Source organism: Pseudomonas chlororaphis subsp. chlororaphis, from assembly GCF_003945765.1.
Lineage (GTDB): Bacteria > Pseudomonadota > Gammaproteobacteria > Pseudomonadales > Pseudomonadaceae > Aquipseudomonas > Aquipseudomonas chlororaphis.
This window is the reverse complement of record NZ_CP027712.1, coordinates 5888344-5914583: the sequence shown is the minus strand read 5'-3', so window position 1 is coordinate 5914583 and position 26240 is coordinate 5888344. Positions and strand designations below refer to the sequence as shown.

Below are 26240 nucleotides of genomic sequence, written 5' to 3'. Positions count from 1 at the left end.
TGAAAGGACATCATGTCGCAGACAAGTGGTGTTCATGAGCTGCCCAGGCTGAGTCCTGTAGCCGCTGCCGCAGGCTGCGATCGACCACGCAGTGGTCGTGCTCTTGAGGCCACGAAGGCCCTCGGCCTTATCGCAGCCTGCGGCAGCGGCTACAGGGATGGCGATGCCCGGGGTCAATCGAACATGAACAGCGCGTCGTTGCTGAACTGCCCTTCGAAGCTGTTGGCCGGCATTGGCCGGCCGAACAGGTAACCCTGGACTTCGTCGCAGCCGTGTTCGCGCAGGAAGTCCAGTTGCTCATGGGTTTCCACACCCTCGGCGATCACTGCCAGGTTCAGGCAGTGGGCCATGGCGATGATGGCGCGGGCGATCTGCGCGTCCTGCTCGCCGGACGGCAGGCCGTCGACGAAGGTGCGGTCGATCTTCAAGACATCGATGGGGAACTGCTTGAGGTAGTTCAGCGATGAATAACCGGTGCCGAAGTCGTCGACTGCGATGCTCAGGCCGAGGTTCTTCAGCCCGTCGAGGATCTGCATCGCCTCGCTGACTTCGCGCATCAGGATACTTTCGGTCAGTTCCAGCTCCAGGCAGGCCGGCGGCAGGCCAGTGTCCTTGAGGATGGTGGCGATCCGCATGCCCAGCTGGCCATCGGAGAATTGCCGGGCCGAGATGTTCACCGAGACCTTCGGCACCCGGACCTTGGCCTGGTGCCACGCCTTGAGCTGGCGGCAGGCTTCGCTGATGACCCAGTCGCCGACATCCACCACCAGCCCCAGTTCTTCGAGCACCGGGATGAAGTCCCCCGGCGGTACCAGCCCGCGTCGCGGATGGCGCCAGCGCAGCAGGGCCTCGGCGCCGGTCAGGCGCTTGCCGTCGCCGCTGAACTGCGGCTGGTAGTAGAGGATGAATTCCTGCTGTTCCAGGGCGTGGCGAAGGTCGCTTTCCAGCTCCAGGCGTTCCAGGGCGCTGGCGTTCATGTCGGCCTGGTAGAACTGGAAGTTGTTCTTGCCGCGCTCCTTGGCGTGGTACATCGCGGTGTCGGCGTTTTTCATCAGTTGGCTCAGTTCGTTGCCGTCCTGCGGGCTCAGGGCGATGCCGATACTGGCGGTGACGAAGAACTCACGGCCTTCGAGCACGAACGGCTTCACCAGGCTGGCGAGAATCTGTTCGGCAACATGGATCGCCCGGTTCAGGGCGATCTCGCGGCTGGTCCGCGGTTGCAGGAGCAGGGTGAACTCATCACCGCCCATGCGCGCCACGGTGTCGTCATCGTCGACGCAATCGAGCAGGCGGGTGGCCATTTCCTTGAGCATCCGGTCGCCCGCGGCGTGGCCCAGGGAGTCGTTGATCGGCTTGAAACGGTCCAGGTCGAGGAACATCAGCACCACCCAGGACTTCTGCCGCTCCGCCGATTGCAGGGCGGTGTGCAGGCGGTCCTGGAACAGGGTGCGGTTGGGCAGGTGGGTCAGGGCGTCGTAGTAGGCCAGGCGGTGAATGCGCTGCTCGCTGGCCTTGCGTTCGCTGATGTCGGTGAAGAAGCACACGTAGCTGGCCAGGTCGCCTTCGTCATCGAGTACCGCGGTGATGCCGACCCAGGCCGGATAGTGCTCGCCGTTGCGGCGCTTGAGCCAGACCTCGCCTTCCCAGGTGCTGTGCTGGTGCAGCTGCTTGAGCACATAGCGCAGGTGGGCTTCCTGCTGTTCGTCGACGGTGAGCATGTTCGGCAACTGGTCGAGCACCTGGGACACCGCGTAGCCACTGACCCGGCTGAACGCCTCGTTGGCCTGGACGATGTAGCCCGCCGGGTCGGTGATCAGGATCGCCGAGGTCGAGTGCTCGAATACCGTGGCCGCCATGCGCAGGTCTTTTTCCGCGCGACGCTGCTGGCTGATATCGCGGCCGACCCCGAGCACGCCTTCGAAAGCGCCGTGTTCGTCCCACACCAGCACCAGGCGCAACTCGATCGGAATCTTGCGCCCGTCGGCCCGCAGGCAGTCGAACAGGAACAACTGGGTCTGCACCTGGTTACGCAGGCGTGCCAGTTGCTCGGGCTTGTCCAGGGCCTTGCTGACCCGCTCCATCAGGGCGTAGATGCCGGTCAGTTGTTGCGGGTTGGCGATGGTCGATTGCCAGCCGTTCTGGAAGATCCACTCCACGTCATAACCCAGTACCGACTGCACCGAGGGGCTGACATAGTTGAGGGCCATTTTACTGTCGGTGGAGAAAATCACGTCGCTGATGCTTTCGGCGAGCATGCGATAGCGTCGTTCGCTGTCGCGCAGGGATTCGCTGGCCTCGATCTGGTCGGTGATGTCCTTGGCCACGCCGATGATGCGCGTGACCTGATCGTACTTGTCCCGCGCCAGGGCCTGTTCGCGGATGTCGAAACAGCGCCATTGGCCGCTGCAGTGGCGAAAGCGCAGATGGCACTGCAGCAACTGCAGGTAGCCGGCATGCCGCTGTTCCTGGCGTAGGCGGTGATAGAGGTCGGCGTCTTCCGGGTGCAGGAGGATTTCCCAGAAATACTCGCCCATCTGGTGCAGTTCGGTCTTGTTGTAGCCGAGGGTCTGGCCCAGGTGATGGTTGCTGAAGATCATCCGCTGGCTGATGACGTCCTGCACATAAAGGTGGTCCGGCACGGTGCGCACCACATCCGACCAGAAACCCTCGCGCTCCAGCAGCGACAGCTCGATGAGCTTGCGGCTGGTGATGTCGCTGATGCTGAGGATCACCGCGCGATAGTCGCAGGGGTCTTCCGGCAGGCGCAGTACCAGCCACAGATGCTGGTCGTGGCCCTGGGCGTCGCTGAGGCGGATTTCCAGCTCCAGCTGTTTGTGCTGGTTGATCACGGTCTCCAGCAGCTGGTTGCCGATGGCGCTGTTGTGGAGCGGACTGCCTTCGATCAGCAGTTTCCAGGCCTGCTCGCAGGAGTCGACGTTGAGCAGCCGCAGGGCCACCTGATTGACCTCGGTGACGCGCAGTTCTTCAAGCAGCAGATGGCGCTGCTGGGGGTTGTGCTCCAGCCAGGCCTTGAGCTGTTCGCTGTCGTGCAGTTGCGCCTTGTCGAGAAACGCCGGCAGCCCGGAGATATCCAGGACACAGAGAGCGACCCCGGTGCCTTCGAAAATATCCTGATAGCGCCGACGCCCTTCGTGCAACTGACGCTGGCGGCGGCGCATGTTCAGCAACGCGATCACCGGCAGCAGGGAAAACGCCAGCCCCAGCAGGCATTTGGCGATAAACGCCGGCAACAGTTGCTCGATCACCGCGCGCTCGTCGAACAGGCCGCGCAATTGCCAGTCGCTATTGCCCAGTGGCGCGACCAGCACGCTGTTGGCGATGTCATCGGTGCTCACCGCGGTGCTGCTGCCGTCGTCGCGACTGAGGGTTTTCTGGTTCAGGCGGTTTTCAATGACCCAGGTCGGGTGAAAACCCTGGTCGGGGCTGGGCTGCAGGGACTGGACGAAAGACGGTGCCAGGCGCAGCACCCAGTAACTCTTGAGGTCGCCGCTGGGCTGGTGCAACAGCAGCTGTACCAGCGCGCCGTTGGTGGCGTTGCTGTAGTAGTAGCGCTGGCCGCGGCTGCGGCTGGTCAGCTCGGCAAGCCATGCGGTGTCCTGGCCGTCGGCGCCACTGTCGCTGATGAGCTGGCCCTTGGCATCCAGCAGCGCGATGCTTTGCAGGTCGGGCAGGGACAGCTGCAGCCTTTTCAGCAGCAGTTGTTGCTGTTCGGCATTCTGGGGCGGCTCGACGATCGGCAGCAGGTTGAGGGCGATCTGCGCATTGAGTGCCAGGTTGAGGCTGATGTGCTCGGCCAGGTCGGCGTTGTAGTCGATCGCGTGTTGACGCTGGTCTTTGCGGGTCTGTTGCAGTTGGTCGAGCAGTTGCCAGAACAGCAGGGCGAGCAGCAGCAGGACCAGGGTCGCCAGCACGCCTTTCAGGGTGCCGCGCAGGGGCGAGCCGGACGCAGGTGCAGGTGCGCGCAGGGAAAAGGGCGGAGTGGCATTGGACAAACTGTGATCCTGCGGTTTGGCTGGACTGGCGCGACGTGCACTATAAGCCGGACGCCCGAAGGGCGGCTAGCATGCCTTGAGTTGTGGCAAAGTGCCAGTCCCGGCTGGCTGGACCTTGCCCGGCCATTGAGGTAGCTTTGCCGGTTACGCGGGAGCGCTCCAGCTCCAGACAATCAGGCTTTTTCCGTACGCAGGCATTGATCGCGATCAAATGCCGGCGCCGCGCATGGCCTGGCCCGGGCTTCGCCCGCTCTCCATTCATCAGTCACTGACGCTAGGTTCATCATGGCTCAATACGTCTTCACCATGCATCGGCTGGGAAAAGTTGTTCCGCCGAAGCGGGAAATCCTGAAAAACATCTCTCTGTCGTTCTTCCCGGGCGCCAAGATCGGCGTGCTGGGCCTCAACGGTTCGGGTAAGTCCACCCTGCTGAAAATCATGGCCGGCGTCGACACCGAGTTCGAGGGCGAAGCCCGTCCGATGCCCGAGCTGAACATCGGCTACCTGCCCCAGGAGCCTCAGCTGGATCCGACCAAGACCGTGCGTGAAGTGGTCGAGGAAGCGGTCAGCGTGATCAAGGACGCCCAGGCGCGCCTGGACGAGGTCTACGCGGCCTACGCCGATCCGGATGCCGACTTCGACAAGCTGGCCGCCGAACAGGCCAAGCTTGAAGCGATCCTGCAGGCTAGCGATGGCCACAACCTGGAGCGCCAGCTGGAAGTCGCCGCCGATGCGCTGCGCCTGCCGGCCTGGGACGCCAAGGTCGAACACCTGTCCGGTGGTGAAAAGCGTCGCGTGGCCCTGTGCCGCCTGCTGCTGTCCGCTCCGGACATGCTGCTGCTCGACGAACCGACCAACCACCTGGACGCCGATTCCGTGGCCTGGCTGGAACACTTCCTCCATGATTTCCCGGGCACCGTGGTTGCGATCACGCACGACCGTTACTTCCTGGACAACGTTGCCGGCTGGATCCTCGAGCTCGACCGCGGCGCCGGCATTCCTTACGAGGGCAACTATTCGGGCTGGCTGGAAGCCAAGTCCGATCGTCTGGCCCAGGAATCCAAGCAGCAGTCGGCCCATGAAAAGGCCATGAAGGAAGAACTGGAGTGGGTGCGCAAGGGCGCCAAGGCTCGCCAGTCGAAATCCAAGGCCCGTCTGGCCCGCTTCGAAGAAATGCAATCGCAGGAATTCCAGAAGCGCAGCGAGACCAACGAGATCTACATCCCGGCCGGTCCGCGTCTGGGTGACAAGGTCATCGAGTTCAAGAACGTCACCAAGGGCTACGGCGATCGCGTGCTGATCGACAACCTGTCGTTCTCCATGCCAAAAGGCGCCATCGTCGGCGTGATCGGCGGTAACGGTGCCGGTAAGTCCACCCTGTTCCGCATGCTGATGGGCAAGGAAACGCCGGACTCGGGCAGCATCGAAGTCGGCGAAACCGTGCAGCTGGCTTGCGTCGACCAGAGCCGCGAAGACCTGGACGGCAGCAAGACCGTGTTCCAGCAGATCTCCGACGGTTCCGACCAGATCCGCATCGGCAGCTACGAGATCCCGTCGCGTACCTACGTCGGTCGCTTCAACTTCAAGGGCGGCGACCAGCAGAAGTTCGTCAAGGACCTGTCCGGTGGTGAGCGTGGCCGCCTGCACCTGGCCCTGACCCTGAAAGAGGGCGGCAACGTCTTGCTGCTCGACGAACCGTCCAACGACCTCGACGTCGAAACCCTGCGTTCCCTGGAGGAAGCCCTGCTGGACTTCCCGGGCGCCGCCATTGTGATCTCCCACGACCGGTGGTTCCTCGACCGTGTCGCGACCCACATCCTGGCGTACGAAGACGACTCGCAAGCGGTGTTCTTCGAAGGCAACTACACCGAGTACGAAGCCGATCGCAAGAAGCGCCTCGGCGACGCGGCAGCCCAACCGCACCGCGTGCGTTACAAGAAACTGGCCTGATCCGGGCAAGTTGCTTGAAAGAAACGGAGCCTTCGGGCTCCGTTTTTTTTGCCTGTTTTTCGGGTTCGCCAACATGGGGCGTTATTGGTGATTCGGATCCCCTGAATGGTGCGTGAAATGCCGAAAATGGTGAAAAATTTATATCAATTGCACCATTTAAATTCATAACTGCGACATTTTGCTCTGTCATGGTGCTGTTCGAGTTGCTAAAGTCCCGGGCAAATCTGCGTTAACGACAATAAATTTGCCGAGACTTTCCCATGATCGAATCCGTCGAAGACTTCCTCGTCCGCCTGAAAAAACGCGACCCGGACCAGCCTGAATTCCACCAGGCGGTGGAAGAGGTGCTGCGCAGCCTGTGGCCGTTCCTGGAGGCCAATCCGCATTACCTGACCTCGGGCATTCTCGAGCGCATCTGTGAGCCGGAGCGGGCGGTGGTGTTTCGTGTGTCGTGGGTCGACGATCAGGGCAAGGTCCAGGTCAATCGCGGGTTCCGCATCCAGATGAACAGCGCTATCGGCCCGTACAAGGGCGGTTTGCGCTTCCACCCTTCGGTCAATCTGGGGGTGCTGAAATTCCTCGCCTTCGAGCAGACCTTCAAGAACTCCCTGACTTCGCTGCCCATGGGCGGCGGCAAAGGCGGCTCGGACTTCGATCCGAAGGGCAAGAGCGACGCCGAGGTGATGCGCTTCTGCCAGGCCTTCATGAGCGAGCTGTATCGTCATATCGGTTCGGACGTGGACGTGCCGGCGGGGGATATCGGCGTGGGCGCCCGGGAAATCGGCTTCCTGTTCGGCCAGTACAAGCGCCTGAGCAATCAGTTCACTTCGGTGCTGACCGGCAAGGGCATGAGTTACGGCGGCAGCCTGATCCGTCCGGAGGCTACCGGCTTTGGCTGCGTGTACTTCGCCGAAGAAATGCTCAAGCGCCGTGACGAGCGGGTGGAGGGCAAGCGCGTGGCGATTTCCGGCTCCGGCAACGTGGCGCAATACGCCGCGCGCAAGGTCATGGACCTGGGCGGCAAGGTGATCTCCCTGTCGGACTCCGAAGGCACGCTGTACTGCGAGGCCGGGCTGACCGAGGAGCAATGGCAGGCGGTGCTGGAGCTGAAGAACGTCAAGCGCGGGCGCATCAGCGAGCTGGCGACGCGGTTCAACCTCGAGTTCCTTGCCGGACAGCACCCCTGGGCGCTGCCGTGCGACATCGCGCTGCCGTGCGCCACCCAGAACGAACTGGACGCTGAGTCGGCACGCACGCTGCTGCGCAACGGCTGCATGTGCGTGGCTGAAGGGGCGAACATGCCGACCACCCTGGAGGCTGTGGATATCTTTATCGAGGCCGGCATTCTGTTCGCCCCGGGCAAGGCGTCCAACGCCGGGGGCGTGGCGGTCAGCGGGCTGGAGATGTCGCAGAACGCCATGCGCCTGCTGTGGAACGCCGGCGAGGTGGACAGCAAGCTGCACGGCATCATGCAGTCGATCCACCACGCCTGCGTGCATTACGGCGAAGAAAACGGCCGGATCAACTACGTCAAAGGGGCCAACATCGCCGGCTTCGTCAAGGTCGCCGATGCCATGCTGGCCCAGGGCGTGGTTTAAGCCGGGTCGATGCGGATCACCTCGATCAACTGATCGCCCGCCGGCCGCTGCCACAGCACTTCATCGCCAAGCTGGGTGCCCAGCAGCGCCCGGCCCAACGGCGAGCCCCAATTGATCAGGCCCTTGGCGACATCGGCCTGATCCTCTCCCACCAGTTGCACACACTGCTCGGTGCCGTGCTCGTCGGCGAAGATGACCCGGCTGCCGATCTGCACTTTCGACCGCGATGTCGCCTCGGGAACCACCTGGGCGCTTTGCAGGCGCTGGTTGAAGTAGCGCATATCGCGTTCGATATCGGCCAGCTGCTGTGGGTCCGCCTGGTCGCCCAGCGCCGATTGTTCGTTGTGCCGGGTTTGCAGGAACGCGACCTTGGCCTGCAGTTCGCTCAGGCCCTGCGGGGTGACGTAGTTGGGCTGTGCGCTGATCTGCCGTTCCACGGGTTGGTCGGCCTGGGCGGCAGTCAGTTCCTCATTGACGAAGGCTCGGCTCATGGGCGTTTTCCCGTAATGGAGGTTTGGGCCATGGTCGCAGCCTTTTGGTTTCTGGCCATGCCTGAAAGCGACTTACTGTGAGCGATAGGCTCGCGCGGCGTTCGCGGTCTTTTTCTTCTTGCCAGGCGCGTTCGCGTTCGTCCCAGTGACGCTCCCGATAATCGTTGCGGTCCTGGTTTTCCAGCATGGCCTGGCACTGGCGAAAGCCGTCGCTCCAGCCCTCGGCGTATTGCGGGTCCTTGAGGTAGCGCGGCACGTTCTTGCGAAATTCGCCGTTGATCGCCCCGGCGGCCTGGCGACCGCTGGCGCAGCCATCATCGAAGCCGTCGGCGAAGGCCGGCGGATAACCCTGCTTGAGCAACTGCTCGTGGGTCGTCTCGCAACCGGTCATCAACGCTAGCAACGCTGCCACTACCGCATACCACCACATCTCTGACTCCCACGCCGTTCAACGGCTGATAGAGAAAGTCTAGAAGGGGATTCGTCAGTGGTCTGTGAAAGCGCGGCAAGAATGCTACCGGGCGTCAGTAGTGGTACCACTTCAGTTCCAGCATCACCTCGTTTTCCGCCGTGGCCAGGTGGCTGAACTCGCGCTGGGCGCTCAGGCGCAGGCCCAGGTTGCGCGACAGCTCCCATTGCTGGTTGAGGCTCAGGCTGCGACGCACCTCGCCATTGGTGAAGTAATCGCCCTTGGCTTCGACGCTGAAGTTGCCCAACGGGTTTTTCCACAGCAGGCCGGTGTTGAAGCCGGCCGCCGGGGTGATGAAACCGGCGAAATCGGCGTTGTGCTCGACGCGCACGGTGCCCAGGGCGAAGCCGAGCATGTTCTCGCTGAGCTGCCAGGTGCCGCCACCGCCACCGTTGACATGGCTGACCAGGGTTTCATCGTCGTGTTTGCCCGGCACCCGCTCCAGGCCGCCGGTGACCTGCCAGGACCAGGGTTGCAGCAGTTCGTTACGCGGCGTCAGCGAACGAATGGTCGCCAGGTCCAGTTGCTGTAGCTGCCAATTGTTGCCTTCGTACTGGCGCAGTTTCATTTGCAGGATTTCGATCTGTGCGCCCAGGGGGAAACCTTCGGCGTTGTCATTGAGGTCGTGATAGGCCATGCGCAGCCCGTATTCGCCAAAGGCCTGGTCGCCGCGGGTGCCCACGCCGACCTGCCAGGTGCGCGATTCATGGCCGTCTTCCGGCAGGCCAGGGCGTTCGATGGACAGTTCGGGCGGCGGGTTGCGGTTGATCGCCCGCAACAGCTCGAAACTGCGCTGCGCCCGTTGCGGATCGCGCTCTTGACCGTTGGCCCGGTAGCGCTCAAGGCGATAGGCTGCATCGATGATCAACGCCTGGCGGTCCCGTGGCAGGGCCTTGAAGGCCGGCTCCTGCAGCTGTTGCTGGTCGGCGCTGACCTTCAGCACCCATTGCTGTTCGTCGCTGCTCAGCGGCTTGGCGCGCTCCAGCAGCTCACGTTCGCGGGACGGACGATATTCGATCTTCTCCACCAGGCCGGCTTCCTTCACCGCCTTGACGGTGTCGGTAGGAATCGCCGTCAACGGGAATTGCCCGGTCAGGCGCAGGCTCGGACGGGCGACTTGCAGCAGCTCGAGCAAGCGGTAGGAGCAGTTCTCGTCGAAGAAGAAATAGTCGAACTTGATCTGCTTCAGTTCCCAGACGTGCTCGACCATGCGTTCGGTTTCGGCCTGGGTCAGGTTCAGCCGGTATTCCCACAGGTCGCGGTTTTCCAGGCTGCGGTACTCCGAGAGCTTTTCCTGGTAGGGCACCAGGGCGAACAGGCCGGGATAGCCGCCCATCAGGCCTTTCCAGGCATAGAGAATGCTGTTGTCCGAGCCTTCGATATAGGCACCGAAGTTGATCGCGTAGCTCAGCAGGGCAGTGTGGTTGCTTTGGACGTCGGCCTGGTCGATGCGCAGCAGGGTATGGCCGAACATCGACGACGGGCTGTTCAGGTAGGCCGCCGGGAAAATCATCACCGTGCTGTGGGGCGAGACGTCCTTGAACCATTGGTTGAACTCATTGCAGTCCACCGCCGGCAGATCGCTCAGGCGCAGCTGGGCCTTGAGCCAGCGGGTGCGGGCGGGGTACACGCATTGAGCATGCTGGTTGCCGCTGCCGGCGGGGGCGTAGAGCGCGTCAAGGGTGGCCTTGAGTTCGGCGTCGGGGTGTTCGGCACCGTCTTTGGCGAGGAAAAACTTCGGGTCGCTGACATAACTGCGCCAGCCACCGAGCTTGGCGGTTTCGTAGTGGCCAAGGGAAATCCAGAACGGATCGCTGGCCAGTTGCTGCAAACGTGAGTGGTCGATTTGTGGCGCGGCGGACAGCGGGGCGCAGACACAGAGCGCCAGGGAGGCAAGGCGTTTGAGCATGGTGGGCAACTTGAGTCGGAAAAAACAAAGACCCGGGAGGGGTCATGTCCGAAAAACAAAAGCCCGCTCCCCGAAAAGAGCGGGCGGGTCGAGATTAAGCCGGGGTGGCGTACTTGGCCAGGCGTGCATCGCTTTTCAGCACGGCCAGGGTGTTGGTGTGCACATCTTCCGCGGTCACATCGGCTTTGCTGAAGATCTGCTGGAAGTGCTCGTGGGTGACGGCGGCGAAGTGCGCGCGGTCTTCAGGAGCGACGCCCAGGACCACGGCGTAGGTGGTCAGCGCTTCGCCTTCACCTTTGGCCATGTCTTCGGAGAGCTCGTTCATCATGCCATTCATGGCAAACCAGGATTTGCCGCCGTAAGTCAGCGCACTGTTGGTCGAGCAGCCGTTGGTGCCGGAAGTCATACCGAAGGTCGCGTTACCGGAGGTGCCGTTGGTGGTGGAGGCCAGGAAGTGAGCCGGAGTGCCGCGCTGTCCTTCGAACAGCAGGTTGCCCCACCCACAATCCGGACCGCCTGGCGCTTGGGCCATTGCATTGATGGAAACAGCGGTGAAGAGAGTACCGAGAAGAATCCGTTTCATAGCTTTGTTCTCTTTGTGTGCAAACCAATGGACAAGGGTTCTGGCCCATGTCGGCGCCAGTGGGCCGGTTATTAGTCCAGCCGCGCAGCTTGGAGTTTAGGCAGATTCCAAGGGTTCCGTGTTTTTTTGCATGACATTCCTTGAAATAGACGGTTTTTATGCTGTCTGCGTGGGGCCGGGGATCTGTCCGCGCTTTCGCTACGTCGCGCCTTGCCAGCCGCTGTACCCGGCGCCAGAATGCCCCATCTGCCCCGCCTGATGTAAGGAAGCCCGATGCCTGATCCTGTTGCTGCCAGCTTGCGTCTAGCGCCCGAAGCGCTGACCCGTCCGTTTTCCGCTGAACAGTTCAGCTTCTCGACCACCAATGATTTGGAGCCCTTTCGCGGTGTGCTTGGCCAGGAACGTGCGGTCGAAGCCTTGCAGTTCGGTGTGGCCATGCCACGCCCCGGTTACAACGTCTTTGTCATGGGCGAGCCCGGCACTGGCCGCTTCTCTTTCGTCAAACGCTACCTGAAGGCTGAAGGTAAACGTCTGCAGACCCCGTCCGACTGGGTCTACGTCAACAATTTCGATGAGCCGCGCGAGCCGCGCGCGCTGGAGCTGCCTTCGGGGGCCGCGGGTGCGTTCATCAGTGACATCAACGGCCTGATCGACAACCTGCTGGCGACCTTTCCGGCGGTCTTCGAGCATCCGTCCTATCAACAGAAGAAAAGCGCCATCGACCGCGCGTTCAACCAGCGTTACGACCGTGCCCTCGACGTTATCGAGCGCCTGGCGCTGGAGAAGGACGTCGCGCTGTACCGCGACAGCAGCAATATCGCCTTCACCCCGATGCTCGATGGCAAGGCGCTGGACGAGGCCGAGTTCGCGCAATTGCCCGAAGCTGATCGCGAGCGTTTCCATGAGGACATTTCCGCCCTGGAAGAGCGCCTCAACGAAGAACTGGCGAGCCTGCCGCAGTGGAAGCGCGAGTCGAGCAACCAGTTGCGTCACCTCAACGAAGAAACCATTACCCTGGCTTTGCAGCCGCTGCTGGCGCCACTGTCCGAGAAGTACGCGGAAAACGCCGGTGTATGTGGTTACCTGCAAGCCATGCAGGTGTACCTGCTCAAGACCGTGGTCGAGCAACTGGTGGACGACAGCAAGACCGACGCCGCGGCCCGCAAGCTGCTGGAAGAACAGTACGGCCCGAGCCTGGTGGTCGGCCACCCGGCCAGTGGCGGCGCGCCGGTGGTGTTCGAGCCGCACCCGACCTACGACAACCTGTTTGGCCGCATCGAATACAGCACCGACCAGGGCGCGCTCTACACCACTTACCGGCAGTTGCGTCCGGGTGCCCTGCATCGGGCCAATGGCGGTTTCCTGATTCTTGAAGCCGAGAAGATGCTCAGCGAACCCTTTGTCTGGGATGCCCTCAAACGGGCCCTGCAATCGCGCAAGCTGAAGATGGAGTCGCCGCTGGGCGAACTGGGGCGCCTGGCCACCGTGACCCTGACCCCGCAACACATCCCGTTGCAGGTCAAGGTCGTGATCATCGGTGCCCGCCAGCTGTACTACACGCTGCAGGACCTGGATCCGGACTTCCAGGAAATGTTCCGTGTACTGGTGGATTTCGACGAAGACATCCCGATGGTGGACGAGAGCCTCGAACAGTTCGCCCAACTGCTGAAGACCCGCACTTCCGAAGAAGGCATGGCGCCGCTGACCGCGGATGCGGTGGCGCGCCTGGCGACCTACAGCGCCCGGCTGGCGGAGCACCAGGGGCGCTTGTCGGCGCGTATTGGCGATCTGTTCCAGCTGGTCAGCGAGGCGGACTTCATCCGTCACCTGGCCTCGGACGAGATGACCGATGCCGGGCACATCGAACGGGCGCTCAAAGCCAAGGCCACACGCACCGGGCGGGTTTCGGCGCGGATTCTCGACGACATGCTGGCGGGGATCATTCTGATCGACACCGATGGCGCCGCCGTGGGCAAGTGCAACGGGCTGACGGTGCTGGAAGTGGGCGACTCGGCCTTTGGCGTGCCGGCGCGGATTTCCGCCACGGTCTACCCGGGGGGCAGCGGTATCGTCGACATCGAGCGCGAGGTCAATCTCGGCCAGCCGATTCACTCCAAGGGCGTGATGATTCTCACCGGCTACCTGGGCAGTCGTTACGCCCAGGAATTCCCCCTGGCGATCTCGGCGAGCATCGCGCTGGAGCAATCCTACGGTTACGTCGATGGCGACAGTGCATCGCTGGGCGAGGCGTGCACGCTGATCTCGGCCTTGTCGAAAACCCCGCTCAAGCAATGCTTTGCCATTACCGGATCGATCAACCAGTTCGGCGAAGTGCAGGCGGTTGGCGGGGTCAACGAGAAGATCGAAGGCTTCTTCCGCCTCTGCGAAGCTCGGGGCCTGACGGGCGAGCAAGGTGCGATTATTCCTCACGCCAACGTCGCCACTCTGATGCTCGATGAGAAGGTGCTGGCGGCGGTCCGCGCCGGGCAATTCCACGTGTATGCCGTGCGCCAGGCTGACGAGGCCCTGAGCCTGCTGGTCGGCGAGCCCGCGGGCGAGCCGGATGCGGATGGCCAGTTCCCGGAAGGCAGCGTCAACGCGCGGGTGGTGGAGCGCCTGCGGGTCATCGCTGAAATGGTCAGCGAGGAGGACCTCAAGGAAGCGGAAAAAGAGCAGGCGCAAGAGGCATTGGCGCAAACCAAGCCGGCATGAGCCTTGCCGCGACGAGGGCTCGGCCTTCGTCGCGGCGCCGGTCCGCTGGCGTCAACTTTCGCGAATAGACCATTCGGCGCCTGTTCAGCCGGTCAACTTTGCTTCTCAGGCTTTTCTTCCTATTCTCAGGCAAGGAGAACGACAGTCGTCACTGGATCGAAACAGTCTTCACATGAGGGCTGAATACCGGATCTACCGAGGGTCGCCGCCATGTCGCGCAACCTCTGCCTTACCCGCCAGTGTCTTGGCCTGGTCACCCGTATCGAATGCAGTATCCGCCCGCTGGCGGGAGATAACGGAATGTGGACCCTACTGTTCGCGGCCGGAATGGCTGGCGAGCAACCTTCGGCCATCAAGGCCCAGGGACCTTTCTGCGGTCCCAGCGTGGCCGAATCCATCCTTGATTCCATCGTCGAAAGCCTGACCACCCATGGTTATGAGTTGGCCGACGATCCGCAGATCTGGTGCCTGCACCTTCAGGCACAACTACGGCAGATCAATGGCGAACGCTGCCGCCATTGACGCAATCTCCCGTTAATCCCTACCGCTGAGTCCTACTCGGCGGGTGGTGGGTTCTCCAGCTTGTCGAGCTTGACCTCAAAGCCATATTCGACGGTGTTGAGTTCGCTGCGCTGGTAGGTTTCCAGCTCGGTGGGCTGCCCATAGAAGTAATGCACGTCGAACAAGGCCGGGCCGTTTGCCGGCGCCTCATGGCTGACTGCAAGAATCTCCTTCAGGTACTGGCCGCTGCCGTCCTTGGCGTAGAAACGCCAGGCCTCGGACGGGAACAGGCGCTGGTCGACGATCAGCGCATTGCCCCGCAGCTCCAGGCCTTTGGGTAGCTGGCTGACGGGCAGGGCTTTCTTCTCGATGCTGGCCAGGAACAGCGGGATCGCACCGACGGCGTAAGCCGGGGTTTCCGGGAACAGAGTCAGGTCGTAAGTGATCGAGCTGCGCATCGGATCGACCTCGACTGCCTCCGATGGCAGTTCGATGGGCTCGCCGCGTTTGCCGTTTTCGTTCTGGGTGAAGAAGGTCACGGGGCTGTCGCCGGTGGAGAAGGACGTGCCCAGCAACTCGTCATTGAAGGTTCTCGGGTGGTCGAACTCGATCCGCGCCGCGCTGGCGTCCTCGGTGGATTGATGAACGACCACGCTTTTCTTCAAGGTTTCTTGGTCGAGGTTGGCGCCCTTGAGGTAGTTCGGTGCCTGGTCGTCATACACCACTACCGGCATGGGCAGGGGCTGGATCTTGCTGTCGGTGGTCAGAGGGTCGAACCGTCGCACCGGCAGATTGAGGTCTTTGCGGGTGATGGTGGCTGCGGAGAAGTCCAGCACATTGACTTCGAGCTTGTCGATCAGGCCGTTGAAATACACCTTGGTGTAATGGCTGCGCTGTTCGCGCTCGAAGGCTTTGCGCTCATTTTCAAGCTGCTGCTCGAACGCTTGGCTCCAGGCCTTCTGCTTCTGCATTTCGCTGAGCTGTTTGGTGTAGAAGGCGATCTGTTGGCTGTTTTCGTTGATCGACCCGGAGCGCGAAAGGATCTGCCCGGTAGTGTCCCGTGCCTGCACCAGCAATGGGTTGAGCGGCGTCTCGCTGAGTTCGGGCGACAGTGGGGCGCTGTTGGTCAACTCGATTTCGGCGCTGTTCTTGTCCAGGGACAACAGTTTCACGCTGACATTCTTGGTGCTGCGTTGCTTGCCGATATCGGCCTTGCCCAGTTCGAAGGTGAGGACCTGGTGTGGCGCGATCACTTCGGCCTTGCCTTGCAGCGTCACGGGTTGGGGCTGGTTCTTGTTTTCGACTTCCAGGCCTTCGATGAACGGGTAGGTCACCGTCAGGTCATCCGGGTTGGTCAGGTTGGAACTGGACGGGCTCAACTGGATGCCGGGATCGGTTTCCGACCATTCGGGCTGGAAGGCAATGACCTTGCCGTTGTTCAGGGTCACGGATTGCCATTCCAGGCCGTGGGGGAAGGGGAATTGCGCCGGCATGTTGAAGCTGAAGGGAAACACCGGCTGCAGGTCGGTCAGGTAGTCGGAATTGGAGGTCTTGCGCAGTACGAACAGGCCGTTGAGGTAGGTGTCGACCAGCGCCTGCGGGCTGGGGTAGTGCTTGAGCAGGGCCAGGGCGTCATCGCCGTATTCGGTCTCTATGAGCTTGTTCTGGAGCCGCAGTTGCGCGCGTTCGAGCAGTAACAGCGAACCGCCCAGGTCGGCGATGGCGTCCTTGAGCTTGGGGTCCTGGATAGCGTCCAGGGATTGTTCGAACTGTGCGGTTTTCTGTTCCAGGCTGACTTGCTGCTTCTCGTCGCTGGGCGAGCAGCCGCTGCTGAGCAGTACCGCGATACACAGGCCGGTACCCGCCAAAGGCAATCGCAAATCCATTCTCCAGGCTTCCTGTCCGATGTCATTGAGCTGTTCACATGATTCCGACACTAGCAGAAAACGCTTTGGCAGACGCGCAGGTAATGGATTTGGTTGCAGTTTATGGGCTTTTGGGCGGCTGATATACTCGCCGCCGTTTTCAGACCTGTGTGAGATTCAATGGAACGTTTTATCGAGAATGCAATGTACGCCTCGCGCTGGCTGCTGGCGCCGATCTACTTTGGTCTGTCGTTGGGGCTGCTGGCCCTGGCCCTGAAGTTCTTCCAGGAAGTCTTCCACGTCATTCCCAACGTGTTCAGCATGGCCGAGTCCGATCTGATCCTGGTGCTGCTGTCGTTGATCGACATGGCGCTGGTGGGTGGCCTGTTGGTGATGGTGATGATCTCCGGCTACGAGAACTTCGTGTCCCAGTTGGACATCGACGAGGACAAGGAAAAGCTCAACTGGCTGGGCAAGATGGACTCCTCCTCGCTGAAGATGAAGGTGGCCGCGTCCATCGTGGCGATCTCCTCGATCCATCTGCTGCGGGTATTCATGGATGCGAAGAACATCGAGCCGCAGTACCTGATGTGGTACGTGATCATCCACATGACCTTTGTGATTTCGGCCTTCGCCATGGGCTACCTGGACAAGCTGACCAAGCACTGATCGCCTGATCACCGCTGTAGCCGCGCCGCCCGGCCGTTGTGAAACGGACGGGCGGCGTCGTTTGTGGCTTGTGCTTTTACCGGCCGAGGCATATCCCTGTAAAGGTCACGGGCTTGAACTGCGCGAGGTGCACTCATGAACCTGCACGAGTTGAATGCTTATGCCGTCGCCGGAAAAATCGACGAGCTGAACCTGATCTCCCTCGAAGGCGGCATCTATCTGCTCGAGGCGCGGATGCATGGGGCGGCCTATCCGTTGAGCGACGCCCATGGTCAGATGTTGCATCTGCGTTCGGTGGAGCATGCCCGGGAAGTGTTGCACGCCTTTCCCAAGCTGCCCTTCAACCTGATCCATGCCTCAGTGCATGACGAGATGTGTGGCCTCTCGGCCGGTACCGATGACAGCCTGCGGGTGCCCCTCGCCGTCCGCTCGGCCTGACAAGCGGGACGCACGTTCATCATCGCCATGGCATCTGTGCTAGTCTGCTCGCCCTTTTGGTTCCGGGCGTCCCGGGATGCGCTGTGTACGCACGGCGGATTTTCGAGCCGTCCGCACAGCGGAGCAGTGTCATGTCCGAAGTAAATCTGTCCACCGACGAAACCCGCGTCAGCTACGGTATCGGCCGTCAGCTGGGCGACCAGCTGCGTGACAACCCGCCACCGGGCGTGAGCCTGGACGCCATCCTGGCTGGCCTGACCGACGCGTTCGCCGGCAAGCCTAGCCGTGTAGGCCAGGAAGAAATGTCCGCCAGCTTCAAGGTGATCCGCGAAATCATGCAGGCCGAAGCCGCTGCCAAGGCTGAAGCTGCTGCTGGCGCAGGCCTGGCTTTCCTGGCTGAAAACGCCAAGCGTGAAGGCATCACCACACTGGCCTCCGGCCTGCAGTTCGAAGTGCTGACCCAGGGCGAAGGCGCCAAGCCATCTCGTGAAGACAGCGTGCGTACCCACTACCACGGCACCCTGATCGACGGCACTGTGTTCGACAGTTCCTACGAGCGCGGCCAGCCTGCGGAATTCCCGGTCGGCGGCGTGATCGCTGGCTGGACCGAGGCGCTGCAACTGATGAATGCCGGTAGCAAATGGCGTCTGTACGTGCCGAGCGAGCTGGCTTACGGCGCGCAAGGCGTTGGCAGCATCCCGCCGCACAGCGTTCTGGTATTTGACGTCGAGCTGCTCGACGTTCTGTAAGCCTCAGCTGCCGGGTTGAGCTTGCTCGCGATCCATACGCCGTGTTTGCGGTGTAGGGATCGCGAGAAGGCTTGCCTTGGCAGAGGGGTCAGGTGGGGTCATAGACGTATTTTTGCGCTCAGGCCTTGCCCTTCGGCTGTTCCAGCAGGGCGCAAGGCCCGTGCATAGCAGAACAGAAACAGGTTGCGCACCAGTTCCTTGAGCACCACCGGCTCGCTGGAACTCAGGCCGTTGAGGTCCAGGTCGCCCTGATCCTGCAGCTCGTTCAAGGCTTCTTCTTCCAGTACCGCACAGACTTCCCCGGTTTCCCGATGCAGGATTCTCAGGTAAGGGTGTGGGCGGTCCAGCCATGCGTCGATCAAATAAGTCATGAGTCTCATCTCCTTGATGGGTTTCAATGAGAATAATTCTTATTCAATGAATAGCAAGTACCTATTGGCGGTTTCTGCTTTTTTCTGTGTGGAAATTGTTGTGGGTCAAAAGGGCTGGCCTTTTGATATGTAGCGGGAAATGAGGGGAGTCTGGCGGGAGCGGGGAGGGCTTCACCCCGTGCCTGGCACGGGGCGATAGCCGGAATATCAGACCTTGCGGACGAACTCGGACTTGAGCTTCATCGGGCCGATACCGTCGATCTTGCAGTCGATGTCGTGGTCGCCATCGCACAGGCGGATGTTCTTGACCTTGGTGCCGACCTTGACCACCAGCGAGGTGCCCTTGACCTTGAGGTCCTTGATCACGGTGATGGTGTCGCCGTCTTGCAGGACGTTACCGACCGAGTCCTTTTTTACGGTTTCATCGGATGCGGCCTCGGCTTCGCCATTGGCGGACCATTCGTGGGCGCATTCCGGGCAGACCAGTTGGGCGCCGTCTTCATAGGTGTATTCAGAATTGCATTTCGGGCAGGGTGGCAACGTGCTCACTAAGGCTCCTCGGATTCAGGAAGGCTAAAAAGCGCACATTATATAGGGTTTTGCTTGGGGATGGGGTATAGCGGGGGATCGAGGGGGGAAAACATCACGAACAAGCCCGCTCCTGCGCAGGGCAGGAGCGGGCTTGTGTGCAATCGGATCTTAGTGGGTGCGGGCTACGGCGAATTCGCTCAGTTCCACCAGCGCGTCGCGGTATTCGCTCGGCGGCAGGGCTTCCAGGCAGGCAATGGCGCGAGCGACATAGTCGCGGGCCAGTTGCGCGGTGTAGTCCAGGGAGCCTGAGGCCTCCACGGCAGCGCGGATGCTTTCCAGGTCTTCGATACCGCCTTTCTGGATCGCCTGGCGCACCAGGGCAGCCTGTTCCGGCGTGCCTTCGCGCATGGTGTAGATCAGCGGCAGGGTCGGCTTGCCTTCGGCCAGGTCGTCGCCGACGTTCTTGCCCAGGGTTTCCGCATCGCCACGGTAGTCGAGCAGGTCGTCCACCAGTTGGAAGGCCACGCCCAGGTGATCGCCGAAGGTGCGCAGGGCTTCGCTCTGCTCTTCGGTGGCGCCGGCCAGGGCGGCGGCGCTGTGGGTCGAGGCCTCGAAGAGCATCGCGGTCTTGCCGCGGATGACTTCCATGTAGGTTTCTTCGGTGGTGCTGGCATCACGGACTTTCGACAGCTGCAGCACTTCGCCTTCGGCAATGATGCGGGTGGCCTGCGAAAGGATCTTCATCACCGGCATCGAGCCCAGCTCGACCATCATCTCGAAGGAGCGCGAGTACAGGAAGTCGCCCACCAGTACGCTCGGGGCGTTGCCCCACATGGCGTTGGCGGTCGAGCGGCCGCGGCGCATGCCGGACATGTCGACCACGTCGTCATGCAGCAGGGTGGCGGTGTGCAGGAATTCGATGGTGGCGGCCAGCAGGCGCAGGTCGTCGCCTTCGCGACCCAGGGCCTTGCCACACAGCAGCACCAATAAAGGACGCAGGCGTTTACCTCCGGCCGAGGTAATGTAGTCGCCGATTTTCGATACCAGCGGCACTCGGGAGGTCAGCTGCTTCTTGATGATGCCGTCGACGGCGCTAAAATCGTCCGCCACCGCGCGGTAGAAAGCTTGGGGTTGCATCAGCGACAGGTGCTCCAGAAGGGTTGCGCGGCATGCTAGGACCCACGTCCGGGGCTGTCAAGGCGCGATGGACGGCCCCTTGCATCGCCAAGACAGCTTGCGTACAATCGCGCACCCTGAACTTCCTGGGCAGCACCTGCCTTACGCAATTGCACTTGGGCCGTTCCAGCCCCATGCAGCCATGCCAGCCAATACCTCTTCTTATAAAGAGCTGGGTGAGCAGGATTATCGGAGAAATACCATGTACGCAGTAATCGTTACCGGCGGTAAGCAATACAAGGTCGCTGAAGGTGAATACCTGAAGATCGAAAAACTGGAAATCGCCACTGGCGAATCCGTGACTTTTGACCGCGTTCTGTTGGTTGCCAATGGCGACGACGTGAACATCGGCGCACCTGTTGTTGCTGGCGCAACCGTCAAGGCTGAAGTGATCTCCCAAGGTCGTCACGATAAAGTCCGCATCATCAAGTTCCGTCGCCGTAAGCACCACATGAAGCGTATGGGCCACCGCCAGTGGTTCACCGAGATCAAAATCACCGGTATTCAGGCTTAATTTCAGCCTAATTCCTCACTAGGAGAATTGAACTCATGGCACACAAAAAAGCTGGTGGTAGTACCCGTAACGGTCGCGACTCAGAAGCCAAACGCCTTGGCGTGAAGATGTATGGCGGCCAGGTCATCAAGGCCGGCAACATCATCGTGCGTCAGCGCGGCACCCAATTCCACGCTGGCTACGGCGTTGGCATGGGTAAGGATCACACCCTCTTCGCGAAAATCGAAGGCGTGATCAAGTTTGAAGTAAAAGGCGCCTTCGGTCGTCGTTACGTGAGCGTCGTCGCGGCTTAATTGCGCGATCGCTGGAAAAGCCCTGTCTCGCGACGGGGCTTTTTCGTTTGTGGGGTGAGTCTCTTGCAAAACTGTTTGTATGGGCTGCCAGCGCTGGATGTTACGGCCGTTGATCGGGGTCGCTGCGCTCATTTTTGCAAGAGTCTTATGTCTTAGTGTTTTTCGGCTCGCCCGTGCGGCGAGAGGCGTTTTGTTATGAAGTTCGTTGATGAAGTTTCGATCCGAGTAAAAGCTGGCGACGGCGGCAATGGCTGCATGAGTTTCCGTCGGGAAAAGTTCATCGAAAACGGTGGTCCGAACGGTGGTGATGGTGGTGATGGCGGCTCGATCTACATGATCGCCGACGAAAACCTCAATACCCTGGTGGACTACCGCTACACCCGTCATTTTGATGCCGAGCGCGGCTCCAATGGCGGCAGTACCGATTGCACCGGCAAGAAGGGTGAGGATCTCGAGTTGCGCGTACCGGTCGGCACCACGGTGATCGACGCCGGGACCCAGGAAGTGATTGGTGACCTGACCAAGGCTGGTCAGCGTTTGCTGGTGGTACAGGGCGGCTGGCACGGTCTGGGTAACACCCGTTTCAAGTCCAGTACCAACCGCGCGCCGCGCCAGACCACGCCGGGCAAGCCGGGTGAGCAGCGTGACCTCAAGCTGGAGCTGAAAGTGCTGGCGGACGTTGGTCTGCTGGGCTTGCCGAACGCCGGTAAGAGCACCTTCATTCGTTCGGTGTCTGCGGCCAAGCCGAAAGTGGCTGACTATCCGTTCACGACCCTGGTGCCGAACCTGGGCGTGGTCAGTGTCGACCGCTGGAAGAGCTTCGTGATCGCCGACATTCCGGGTCTGATCGAAGGCGCTTCGGATGGTGCGGGCCTGGGTATCCGTTTCCTCAAGCACCTGGCGCGTACTCGTCTGCTGTTGCACCTCGTGGACATGGCGCCACTGGATGAAAGCAGTCCGGCCGATGCGGCGGAAGTGATCGTCAACGAGCTGACCAAGTTCAGCCCGTCCCTGGCTGAGCGTGATCGCTGGCTGGTGCTGAACAAATGCGACCAGATCCTCGAGGAGGAGCATGAAGCGCGGGTCAAGGAGATCGTCGATCGCCTGGAGTGGACCGGTCCGGTGTACGTGATCTCGGCTATTTCCAAAGACGGTACCGAGCGCCTGAGTCGCGACATCATGCGGTATCTGGAGGATCGTGCCGATCGTCTGGCGGCCGACCCGGCCTACGCCGACGAATTGGCCGAGCTCGATCAGCGTATCGAGGACGAGGCGCGTGCCCAGTTGCAGGCTCTGGACGACCAGCGTGCCCTGCGCCGCAGCGGCGTGAAGAGCGTGCACGACATCGGCGACGATGATTGGGATGAGGAGGATGTGGATGACGAAGATGGTCCGGAAATCATTTACGTCCGCGACTGATTCGTTGCAGTAAACTACAAGCGCCGCTCACTGAGCGGCGTTTTAGTATCCGGGAAACGTAGCCACGAATAACTTTATGGGCGCGCTCGGTCGCGTGGCTCTCAAGCTAAGGTTGAAGAAGATGCGGAGTAAGGTGACAGGTGCGCAGCGCTGGGTCGTGAAGATCGGCAGTGCGCTGCTGACGGCGGACGGCAAAGGGCTGGATCGCGCGGCAATGGGTGTCTGGGTCGAGCAGATGGTGGCCTTGCATGAGGCTGGCGTCGAGCTGGTATTGGTTTCCTCCGGCGCGGTCGCGGCCGGCATGAGCCGCCTGGGCTGGACCGCACGACCGAGTGCGATGCATGAGCTGCAGGCGGCCGCGGCCATTGGCCAGATGGGCCTGGTGCAGGCCTGGGAGTCGAGCTTTGCTGAGCACGGCCTGCACACTGCGCAGATTCTGCTGACCCATGACGACCTGTCCGACCGCAAGCGTTACCTCAATGCCCGCAGCACCTTGCGTGCGCTGGTCGAGCTGAAGGTGATTCCGGTCATCAATGAAAACGACACCGTGGTTACCGATGAGATCCGCTTCGGCGACAACGACACCCTGGCGGCCCTGGTGGCCAACCTGGTCGAGGCCGATCTGCTGGTGATCCTCACGGATCGCGACGGCATGTTCGATGCGGACCCCCGTAATAATCCCGATGCCCAGCTGATTTACGAGGCGCGTGCCGACGATCCGGCGCTGGACGCAGTGGCGGGCGGCACGGGTGGCGCGCTGGGGCGTGGCGGTATGCAGACCAAGCTGCGCGCGGCGCGTCTGGCGGCCCGTTCCGGGGCGCACACCATCATTGTCGGTGGCCGTCTGGAGCGTGTGCTGGATCGCCTCAAGGCGGGTGAGCGCCTGGGTACCTTGCTGTCGCCTGAGCGCGGCATGCTGGCGGCGCGCAAGCAATGGCTGGCTGGGCACCTGCAAACCCGAGGCACCCTGGTGTTGGATGATGGTGCGGTGTCGGCCTTGTCCCAGGGCAACAAAAGCTTGCTGCCGGTGGGGGTCAAGCTGGTTCAGGGCAGCTTCCGTCGTGGCGAGATGGTGGTATGCGTGGCGCCGGACGGGCGTGAAATCGCCCGCGGCCTGGCCAACTACAGCGCTCTGGAGGCGCAAAAAATCATCGGTCAGTCCTCTGATGCGATTGTCGGTTTGTTGGGGTACATGGCTGAGCCCGAGCTGGTTCACCGTGACAACCTGATTCTGGTCTAAGGAAAAACCAATGCGTGTAGCAAAAGGGTTGTTGGGAATGCTGTTGGCGATGCCGCTGCTGGCCTGCGCTGAAGAAATCGGCCAGGTGTCGACGGTGTTCAAATTTGTCGGGCCTAATGACCGCATTGTGGTCGAGGCCTTCGATGATCCGAAGGTGGAGGGCGTGACCTGCTACCTGTCGCGCGCCAAGACCGGTGGTGTGAAGGGTGGGTTGGGTCTGGCGGAGGATCGCGCCGAAGCCTCCATTGCCTGTCGTCAGGTCGGCCCGATCAGCTTCAAGGGTGAACTCAAGGATGGCGAAGAGGTATTCAAGGAACGCACTTCGCTGGTGTTCAAGACCATGCAGGTGGTGCGTTTCCTCGACAAGAAGCGCAATACCCTGGTGTACCTGGTCTATAGCGATCGGTTGATCGAGGGCAGTCCGCAGAATGCGGTGACGGCGATTCCGATCCTGCCTTGGGCGCAAACCCCGTAACGGCCTTCGGGGCTGGCTCCTGCAGTGGTTGTGCTCTGTGGGGGCTGCCGGTCGATGTTCGATTGCTGGCGATAGTGGTTTGGTGGTCAAGGCAGCAAATCGCAGACAATAAAAAACCGACCCTGAGGTCGGTTTTTTAACAAGCGTGTCGCTTAGGCTGCAGCAGCAAGGTTCAGAGCCTTGATGTGGCCATTCAGACGACCTTTATGGCGAGCAGCTTTGTTCTTGTGGATGATGCCTTTATCGGCCATGCGGTCGATAACTGGCACGGCCAGAACATAAGCAGCTTGCGCTTTTTCAGCGTCTTTTGCGTCGATGGCTTTAACTACATTCTTGATGTAGGTACGAACCATGGAACGCAGGCTGGCGTTGTGGCTGCGACGCTTCTCAGCCTGTTTTGCACGTTTTTTGGCGGAAGGTGAGTTGGCCACCGTCGAGCTCCTCGAAAGACTTTTTGGGAAATAGCAAACAAAATAGGCCGCGAATCATGCCGATGAGTTGAAGTCTTGTCAAGGGCAGGTGATGCGTTCCGCTGAGTGGTTGGATCTGAAGAGGCGGGATATTTATTTCCGGCGCTTGACCTGTAAACTCGCGAGCTTTGGCTCTGTGCTGTTGCGGCGCGGAGTATCGCACAAGTGGGCGCATTGTTCGCCTGCTGTTTATCTACAGGCAAAAAACCTTTCCATGAACCTGCTCAAGTCGTTGGCCGCTGTCAGCTCTATCACCATGCTTTCCCGGGTTCTGGGGTTCGTGCGCGATACCATCATTGCGCGCACATTCGGCGCCGGAATGGCGACGGACGCCTTTTTCATCGCCTTCAAGCTGCCCAACCTGCTGCGCCGCATCTTCGCCGAGGGGGCTTTTTCCCAGGCCTTTGTGCCGATCCTGGCGGAATACAAAAGCCAGCAGGGTGAGGAGGCGACCCGGACTTTTATTGCCTATGTGTCCGGCCTGCTGACCCTGGTGCTGGCGCTGGTGACGGCGCTGGGGATCATCGCCGCGCCCTGGGTGATCTGGGCGACGGCGCCAGGTTTTGTCGACACCCCGGAAAAATTCACGCTGACCACCGATCTGTTACGCGTGACCTTTCCTTATATATTGCTGATCTCGTTGTCCTCCCTGGCGGGGGCGATCCTCAATACCTGGAACCGCTTTTCGGTCCCGGCGTTCGTGCCGACGTTGCTGAACGTCGCCATGATCGTGTTCTCGGTATTCCTGACGCCTTATTTCGATCCGCCGGTCATGGCCCTGGGCTGGGCGGTTCTGGCGGGTGGCCTGGCGCAGCTGCTGTATCAGCTGCCGCACCTGAAAAAGATCGGCATGCTCGTGCTACCGCGCCTGAACCTGCGCGACACCGGGGTCTGGCGGGTGCTGAAGCAGATGCTGCCGGCCATTCTCGGGGTCTCGGTGAGCCAGATCTCGCTGATCATCAACACCATCTTCGCCTCGTTCCTGGTGGCTGGCTCGGTGTCCTGGATGTATTACGCCGATCGCCTGATGGAGCTGCCTTCGGGGGTTCTGGGAGTGGCGCTGGGCACGATCCTGCTGCCGACGCTGGCCAAGACTTACGCCAACAAGGACCGGCATGAATATTCGCGGATTCTCGATTGGGGCCTGCGCCTGTGCTTCATGCTGGTGCTGCCTTGCGCGCTGGCCCTGGGGATTCTGGCGGAGCCATTGACGGTGTCACTGTTCCAGTACGGCCAGTTCAGCGCCTTCGACGCCTCGATGACCCAGCGTGCGCTGGTCGCGTATTCGGTCGGTTTGCTCGCGATCATTGTGATCAAGGTTCTGGCGCCGGGTTTCTATGCCCAGCAAAACATCCGTACCCCGGTGAAAATCGCGATTTTCACGCTGATCGTCACGCAACTGCTGAACCTGGCGTTCATCGGCCCGCTGAAACATGCGGGCCTGGCGCTGGCGATCAGCGCCGGGGCCTGTATCAACGCGGGTTTGCTGTTCTATCAGTTGCGCAAGCAGCAGATGTTCCTGCCGCAACCTGGCTGGGGCAAGTTTGCCCTCAAGCTGGTCGTCGCGGTGAGTGTGATGTCGGCGGTGTTGCTGGGGCTGATGCAGTTCATGCCGGCCTGGGATCAGGGGAATATGCTTGCACGCTTCCTGCGTCTGGGTGTGCTGGTGGTGGCGGGCGTGGTGGCCTATTTCGGCATGCTGGCGTTGTTCGGCTTCCGTCTGCGCGACTTCAATCGCAAGGCGTTGCACTGAGGTCCTGAGGCACTTGGACGCCGGCGAGGCAGTGGTTTTGTCGGTTCGATC

22 protein-coding genes and 1 pseudogene are annotated in these 26240 nt (G+C 61.3%); 13 read left to right on the top strand and 10 right to left on the bottom strand.

What is annotated here, in order from left to right:
- Positions 1–173 precede the first annotated feature (173 nt).
- Complete coding sequence (locus tag C4K27_RS26840) at positions 174–4013, bottom strand: sensor domain-containing protein (protein WP_053262746.1); 3840 nt, start codon at positions 4011–4013, stop codon at positions 174–176.
- Between the two features lie 285 nt (positions 4014–4298).
- Between C4K27_RS26840 and ettA the strand changes: the two genes are divergently transcribed.
- Together ettA and gdhA are read left to right on the top strand one after the other, a co-directional pair.
- On the top strand, positions 4299–5963 hold the full coding sequence (gene ettA, locus C4K27_RS26835) for an energy-dependent translational throttle protein EttA (protein WP_007924767.1): 1665 nt from the start codon (positions 4299–4301) through the stop codon (positions 5961–5963).
- A gap of 260 nt (positions 5964–6223) precedes the next feature.
- Entirely contained in the window at positions 6224–7561 is a 1338-nt protein-coding gene (gdhA, locus tag C4K27_RS26830) for an NADP-specific glutamate dehydrogenase (RefSeq protein ID WP_053262745.1), read from the top strand.
- Here gdhA and C4K27_RS26825 read toward each other — a convergent pair.
- From C4K27_RS26825 to C4K27_RS26810, 4 genes and pseudogenes are all read right to left on the bottom strand, one after another.
- Entirely contained in the window at positions 7558–8052 is a 495-nt protein-coding gene (locus C4K27_RS26825) for a GreA/GreB family elongation factor (RefSeq protein WP_053262744.1), read from the bottom strand. The two genes, gdhA and C4K27_RS26825, sit on opposite strands and share 4 nt — an antisense overlap.
- Positions 8053–8124: 72 nt before the next feature.
- Positions 8125–8482, bottom strand: a pseudogene (locus tag C4K27_RS26820) (hypothetical protein).
- Positions 8483–8576: 94 nt separating this feature from the next.
- Positions 8577–10430, bottom strand: a complete 1854-nt coding sequence (locus tag C4K27_RS26815; protein WP_053262743.1) for a DUF7840 domain-containing protein — start codon at positions 10428–10430, stop codon at positions 8577–8579.
- Between the two features lie 94 nt (positions 10431–10524).
- Positions 10525–11013 (bottom strand): DUF3015 domain-containing protein, encoded by a 489-nt coding sequence (locus tag C4K27_RS26810; RefSeq protein WP_007924760.1) that lies wholly within the window; start codon positions 11011–11013, stop codon positions 10525–10527.
- A gap of 273 nt (positions 11014–11286) precedes the next feature.
- On the opposite strand from C4K27_RS26810, the gene C4K27_RS26805 reads away from it, so the two are divergent.
- Together C4K27_RS26805 and C4K27_RS26800 are read left to right on the top strand one after the other, a co-directional pair.
- Positions 11287–13725: a Lon protease family protein gene (locus C4K27_RS26805; protein ID WP_053262742.1), complete on the top strand. Its 2439-nt coding sequence runs from the start codon at positions 11287–11289 to the stop codon at positions 13723–13725.
- 210 nt (positions 13726–13935) lie between these two features.
- Positions 13936–14247 (top strand): PA4575 family protein, encoded by a 312-nt coding sequence (locus C4K27_RS26800; RefSeq protein WP_007924756.1) that lies wholly within the window; start codon positions 13936–13938, stop codon positions 14245–14247.
- 32 nt (positions 14248–14279) lie between these two features.
- Here C4K27_RS26800 and C4K27_RS26795 read toward each other — a convergent pair whose 3' ends face one another.
- Positions 14280–16112 (bottom strand): hypothetical protein, encoded by a 1833-nt coding sequence (locus C4K27_RS26795; RefSeq protein ID WP_053262741.1) that lies wholly within the window; start codon positions 16110–16112, stop codon positions 14280–14282.
- 159 nt (positions 16113–16271) lie between these two features.
- Here C4K27_RS26795 and C4K27_RS26790 point away from each other — a divergent pair, with 159 nt between their 5' ends.
- The 3 genes from C4K27_RS26790 to C4K27_RS26780 all read left to right on the top strand — a co-directional run bounded on the left by C4K27_RS26790 (position 16272) and on the right by C4K27_RS26780 (position 17947).
- Positions 16272–16760: a TIGR00645 family protein gene (locus C4K27_RS26790; protein WP_007924753.1), complete on the top strand. Its 489-nt coding sequence runs from the start codon at positions 16272–16274 to the stop codon at positions 16758–16760.
- 135 nt (positions 16761–16895) lie between these two features.
- The gene (locus C4K27_RS26785; RefSeq protein WP_009045713.1) at positions 16896–17198 is read left to right on the top strand and encodes a DUF6482 family protein; all 303 of its coding nucleotides are present in this window, start codon (positions 16896–16898) and stop codon (positions 17196–17198) included.
- A gap of 131 nt (positions 17199–17329) precedes the next feature.
- Entirely contained in the window at positions 17330–17947 is a 618-nt protein-coding gene (locus tag C4K27_RS26780; RefSeq protein WP_007924751.1) for a BamJ family beta-barrel-assembly machinery protein, read from the top strand.
- A gap of 98 nt (positions 17948–18045) precedes the next feature.
- On the opposite strand, the gene C4K27_RS26775 is transcribed toward C4K27_RS26780, so the two are convergent.
- From C4K27_RS26775 to C4K27_RS26765, 3 genes are all read right to left on the bottom strand, one after another.
- Entirely contained in the window at positions 18046–18318 is a 273-nt protein-coding gene (locus C4K27_RS26775; RefSeq protein ID WP_009045712.1) for a PA4570 family protein, read from the bottom strand.
- 207 nt (positions 18319–18525) lie between these two features.
- Positions 18526–18867 (bottom strand): zinc ribbon domain-containing protein YjdM, encoded by a 342-nt coding sequence (locus tag C4K27_RS26770; RefSeq protein ID WP_007924748.1) that lies wholly within the window; start codon positions 18865–18867, stop codon positions 18526–18528.
- Between the two features lie 150 nt (positions 18868–19017).
- On the bottom strand, positions 19018–19986 hold the full coding sequence (locus tag C4K27_RS26765; protein WP_009045711.1) for a polyprenyl synthetase family protein: 969 nt from the start codon (positions 19984–19986) through the stop codon (positions 19018–19020).
- A 241-nt stretch (positions 19987–20227) separates the two neighbouring features.
- On the opposite strand from C4K27_RS26765, the gene rplU reads away from it, so the two are divergent.
- The 5 genes from rplU to C4K27_RS26740 all read left to right on the top strand — a co-directional run bounded on the left by rplU (position 20228) and on the right by C4K27_RS26740 (position 23966).
- On the top strand, positions 20228–20539 hold the full coding sequence (gene rplU / locus C4K27_RS26760; RefSeq protein ID WP_007924746.1) for a 50S ribosomal protein L21: 312 nt from the start codon (positions 20228–20230) through the stop codon (positions 20537–20539).
- Positions 20540–20574: 35 nt separating this feature from the next.
- Positions 20575–20832, top strand: coding sequence for a 50S ribosomal protein L27 (rpmA, locus tag C4K27_RS26755; protein ID WP_003228360.1), 258 nt, complete (start codon positions 20575–20577; stop codon positions 20830–20832).
- Positions 20833–21027: 195 nt separating this feature from the next.
- Positions 21028–22251 carry an Obg family GTPase CgtA gene (gene cgtA / locus C4K27_RS26750; protein WP_007924745.1) on the top strand — a complete coding sequence of 408 codons (1224 nt, stop codon included), beginning with the start codon at positions 21028–21030 and terminating at the stop codon, positions 22249–22251.
- A gap of 121 nt (positions 22252–22372) precedes the next feature.
- Positions 22373–23491, top strand: a complete 1119-nt coding sequence (proB, locus tag C4K27_RS26745; protein WP_007924743.1) for a glutamate 5-kinase — start codon at positions 22373–22375, stop codon at positions 23489–23491.
- A gap of 10 nt (positions 23492–23501) precedes the next feature.
- Positions 23502–23966: a CreA family protein gene (locus C4K27_RS26740; RefSeq protein WP_053262740.1), complete on the top strand. Its 465-nt coding sequence runs from the start codon at positions 23502–23504 to the stop codon at positions 23964–23966.
- Between the two features lie 152 nt (positions 23967–24118).
- On the opposite strand, the gene rpsT is transcribed toward C4K27_RS26740, so the two are convergent.
- Complete coding sequence (gene rpsT, locus C4K27_RS26735) at positions 24119–24397, bottom strand: 30S ribosomal protein S20 (RefSeq protein ID WP_007924739.1); 279 nt, start codon at positions 24395–24397, stop codon at positions 24119–24121.
- Between the two features lie 253 nt (positions 24398–24650).
- On the opposite strand from rpsT, the gene murJ reads away from it, so the two are divergent.
- Positions 24651–26189, top strand: coding sequence for a murein biosynthesis integral membrane protein MurJ (murJ, locus tag C4K27_RS26725; RefSeq protein WP_009045707.1), 1539 nt, complete (start codon positions 24651–24653; stop codon positions 26187–26189).
- The last annotated feature ends 51 nt before the right edge of the window (positions 26190–26240 follow it).

Bases quoted from the DNA above. Each gene is read 5' to 3' on its own strand.
- C4K27_RS26825 (WP_053262744.1), bottom strand. From the start codon at position 8,052: ATGAGCCGAGCCTTCGTCAATGAGGAACTGACTGCCGCCCAGGCCGAC.
- C4K27_RS26785 (WP_009045713.1), top strand. From the start codon at position 16,896: ATGAACCTGCACGAGTTGAATGCTTATGCCGTCGCCGGAAAAATCGAC.
- cgtA (WP_007924745.1), top strand. From the start codon at position 21,028: ATGAAGTTCGTTGATGAAGTTTCGATCCGAGTAAAAGCTGGCGACGGC.
- C4K27_RS26815 (WP_053262743.1), bottom strand. From the start codon at position 10,430: ATGCTCAAACGCCTTGCCTCCCTGGCGCTCTGTGTCTGCGCCCCGCTG.
- C4K27_RS26795 (WP_053262741.1), bottom strand. From the start codon at position 16,112: ATGGATTTGCGATTGCCTTTGGCGGGTACCGGCCTGTGTATCGCGGTA.
- murJ (WP_009045707.1), top strand. From the start codon at position 24,651: ATGAACCTGCTCAAGTCGTTGGCCGCTGTCAGCTCTATCACCATGCTT.
- C4K27_RS26765 (WP_009045711.1), bottom strand. From the start codon at position 19,986: ATGCAACCCCAAGCTTTCTACCGCGCGGTGGCGGACGATTTTAGCGCC.
- proB (WP_007924743.1), top strand. From the start codon at position 22,373: ATGCGGAGTAAGGTGACAGGTGCGCAGCGCTGGGTCGTGAAGATCGGC.
- C4K27_RS26805 (WP_053262742.1), top strand. From the start codon at position 11,287: ATGCCTGATCCTGTTGCTGCCAGCTTGCGTCTAGCGCCCGAAGCGCTG.
- ettA (WP_007924767.1), top strand. From the start codon at position 4,299: ATGGCTCAATACGTCTTCACCATGCATCGGCTGGGAAAAGTTGTTCCG.
- rplU (WP_007924746.1), top strand. From the start codon at position 20,228: ATGTACGCAGTAATCGTTACCGGCGGTAAGCAATACAAGGTCGCTGAA.
- C4K27_RS26800 (WP_007924756.1), top strand. From the start codon at position 13,936: ATGTCGCGCAACCTCTGCCTTACCCGCCAGTGTCTTGGCCTGGTCACC.
- C4K27_RS26775 (WP_009045712.1), bottom strand. From the start codon at position 18,318: ATGACTTATTTGATCGACGCATGGCTGGACCGCCCACACCCTTACCTG.
- C4K27_RS26810 (WP_007924760.1), bottom strand. From the start codon at position 11,013: ATGAAACGGATTCTTCTCGGTACTCTCTTCACCGCTGTTTCCATCAAT.
- gdhA (WP_053262745.1), top strand. From the start codon at position 6,224: ATGATCGAATCCGTCGAAGACTTCCTCGTCCGCCTGAAAAAACGCGAC.
- C4K27_RS26790 (WP_007924753.1), top strand. From the start codon at position 16,272: ATGGAACGTTTTATCGAGAATGCAATGTACGCCTCGCGCTGGCTGCTG.
- rpmA (WP_003228360.1), top strand. From the start codon at position 20,575: ATGGCACACAAAAAAGCTGGTGGTAGTACCCGTAACGGTCGCGACTCA.
- C4K27_RS26780 (WP_007924751.1), top strand. From the start codon at position 17,330: ATGTCCGAAGTAAATCTGTCCACCGACGAAACCCGCGTCAGCTACGGT.
- C4K27_RS26740 (WP_053262740.1), top strand. From the start codon at position 23,502: ATGCGTGTAGCAAAAGGGTTGTTGGGAATGCTGTTGGCGATGCCGCTG.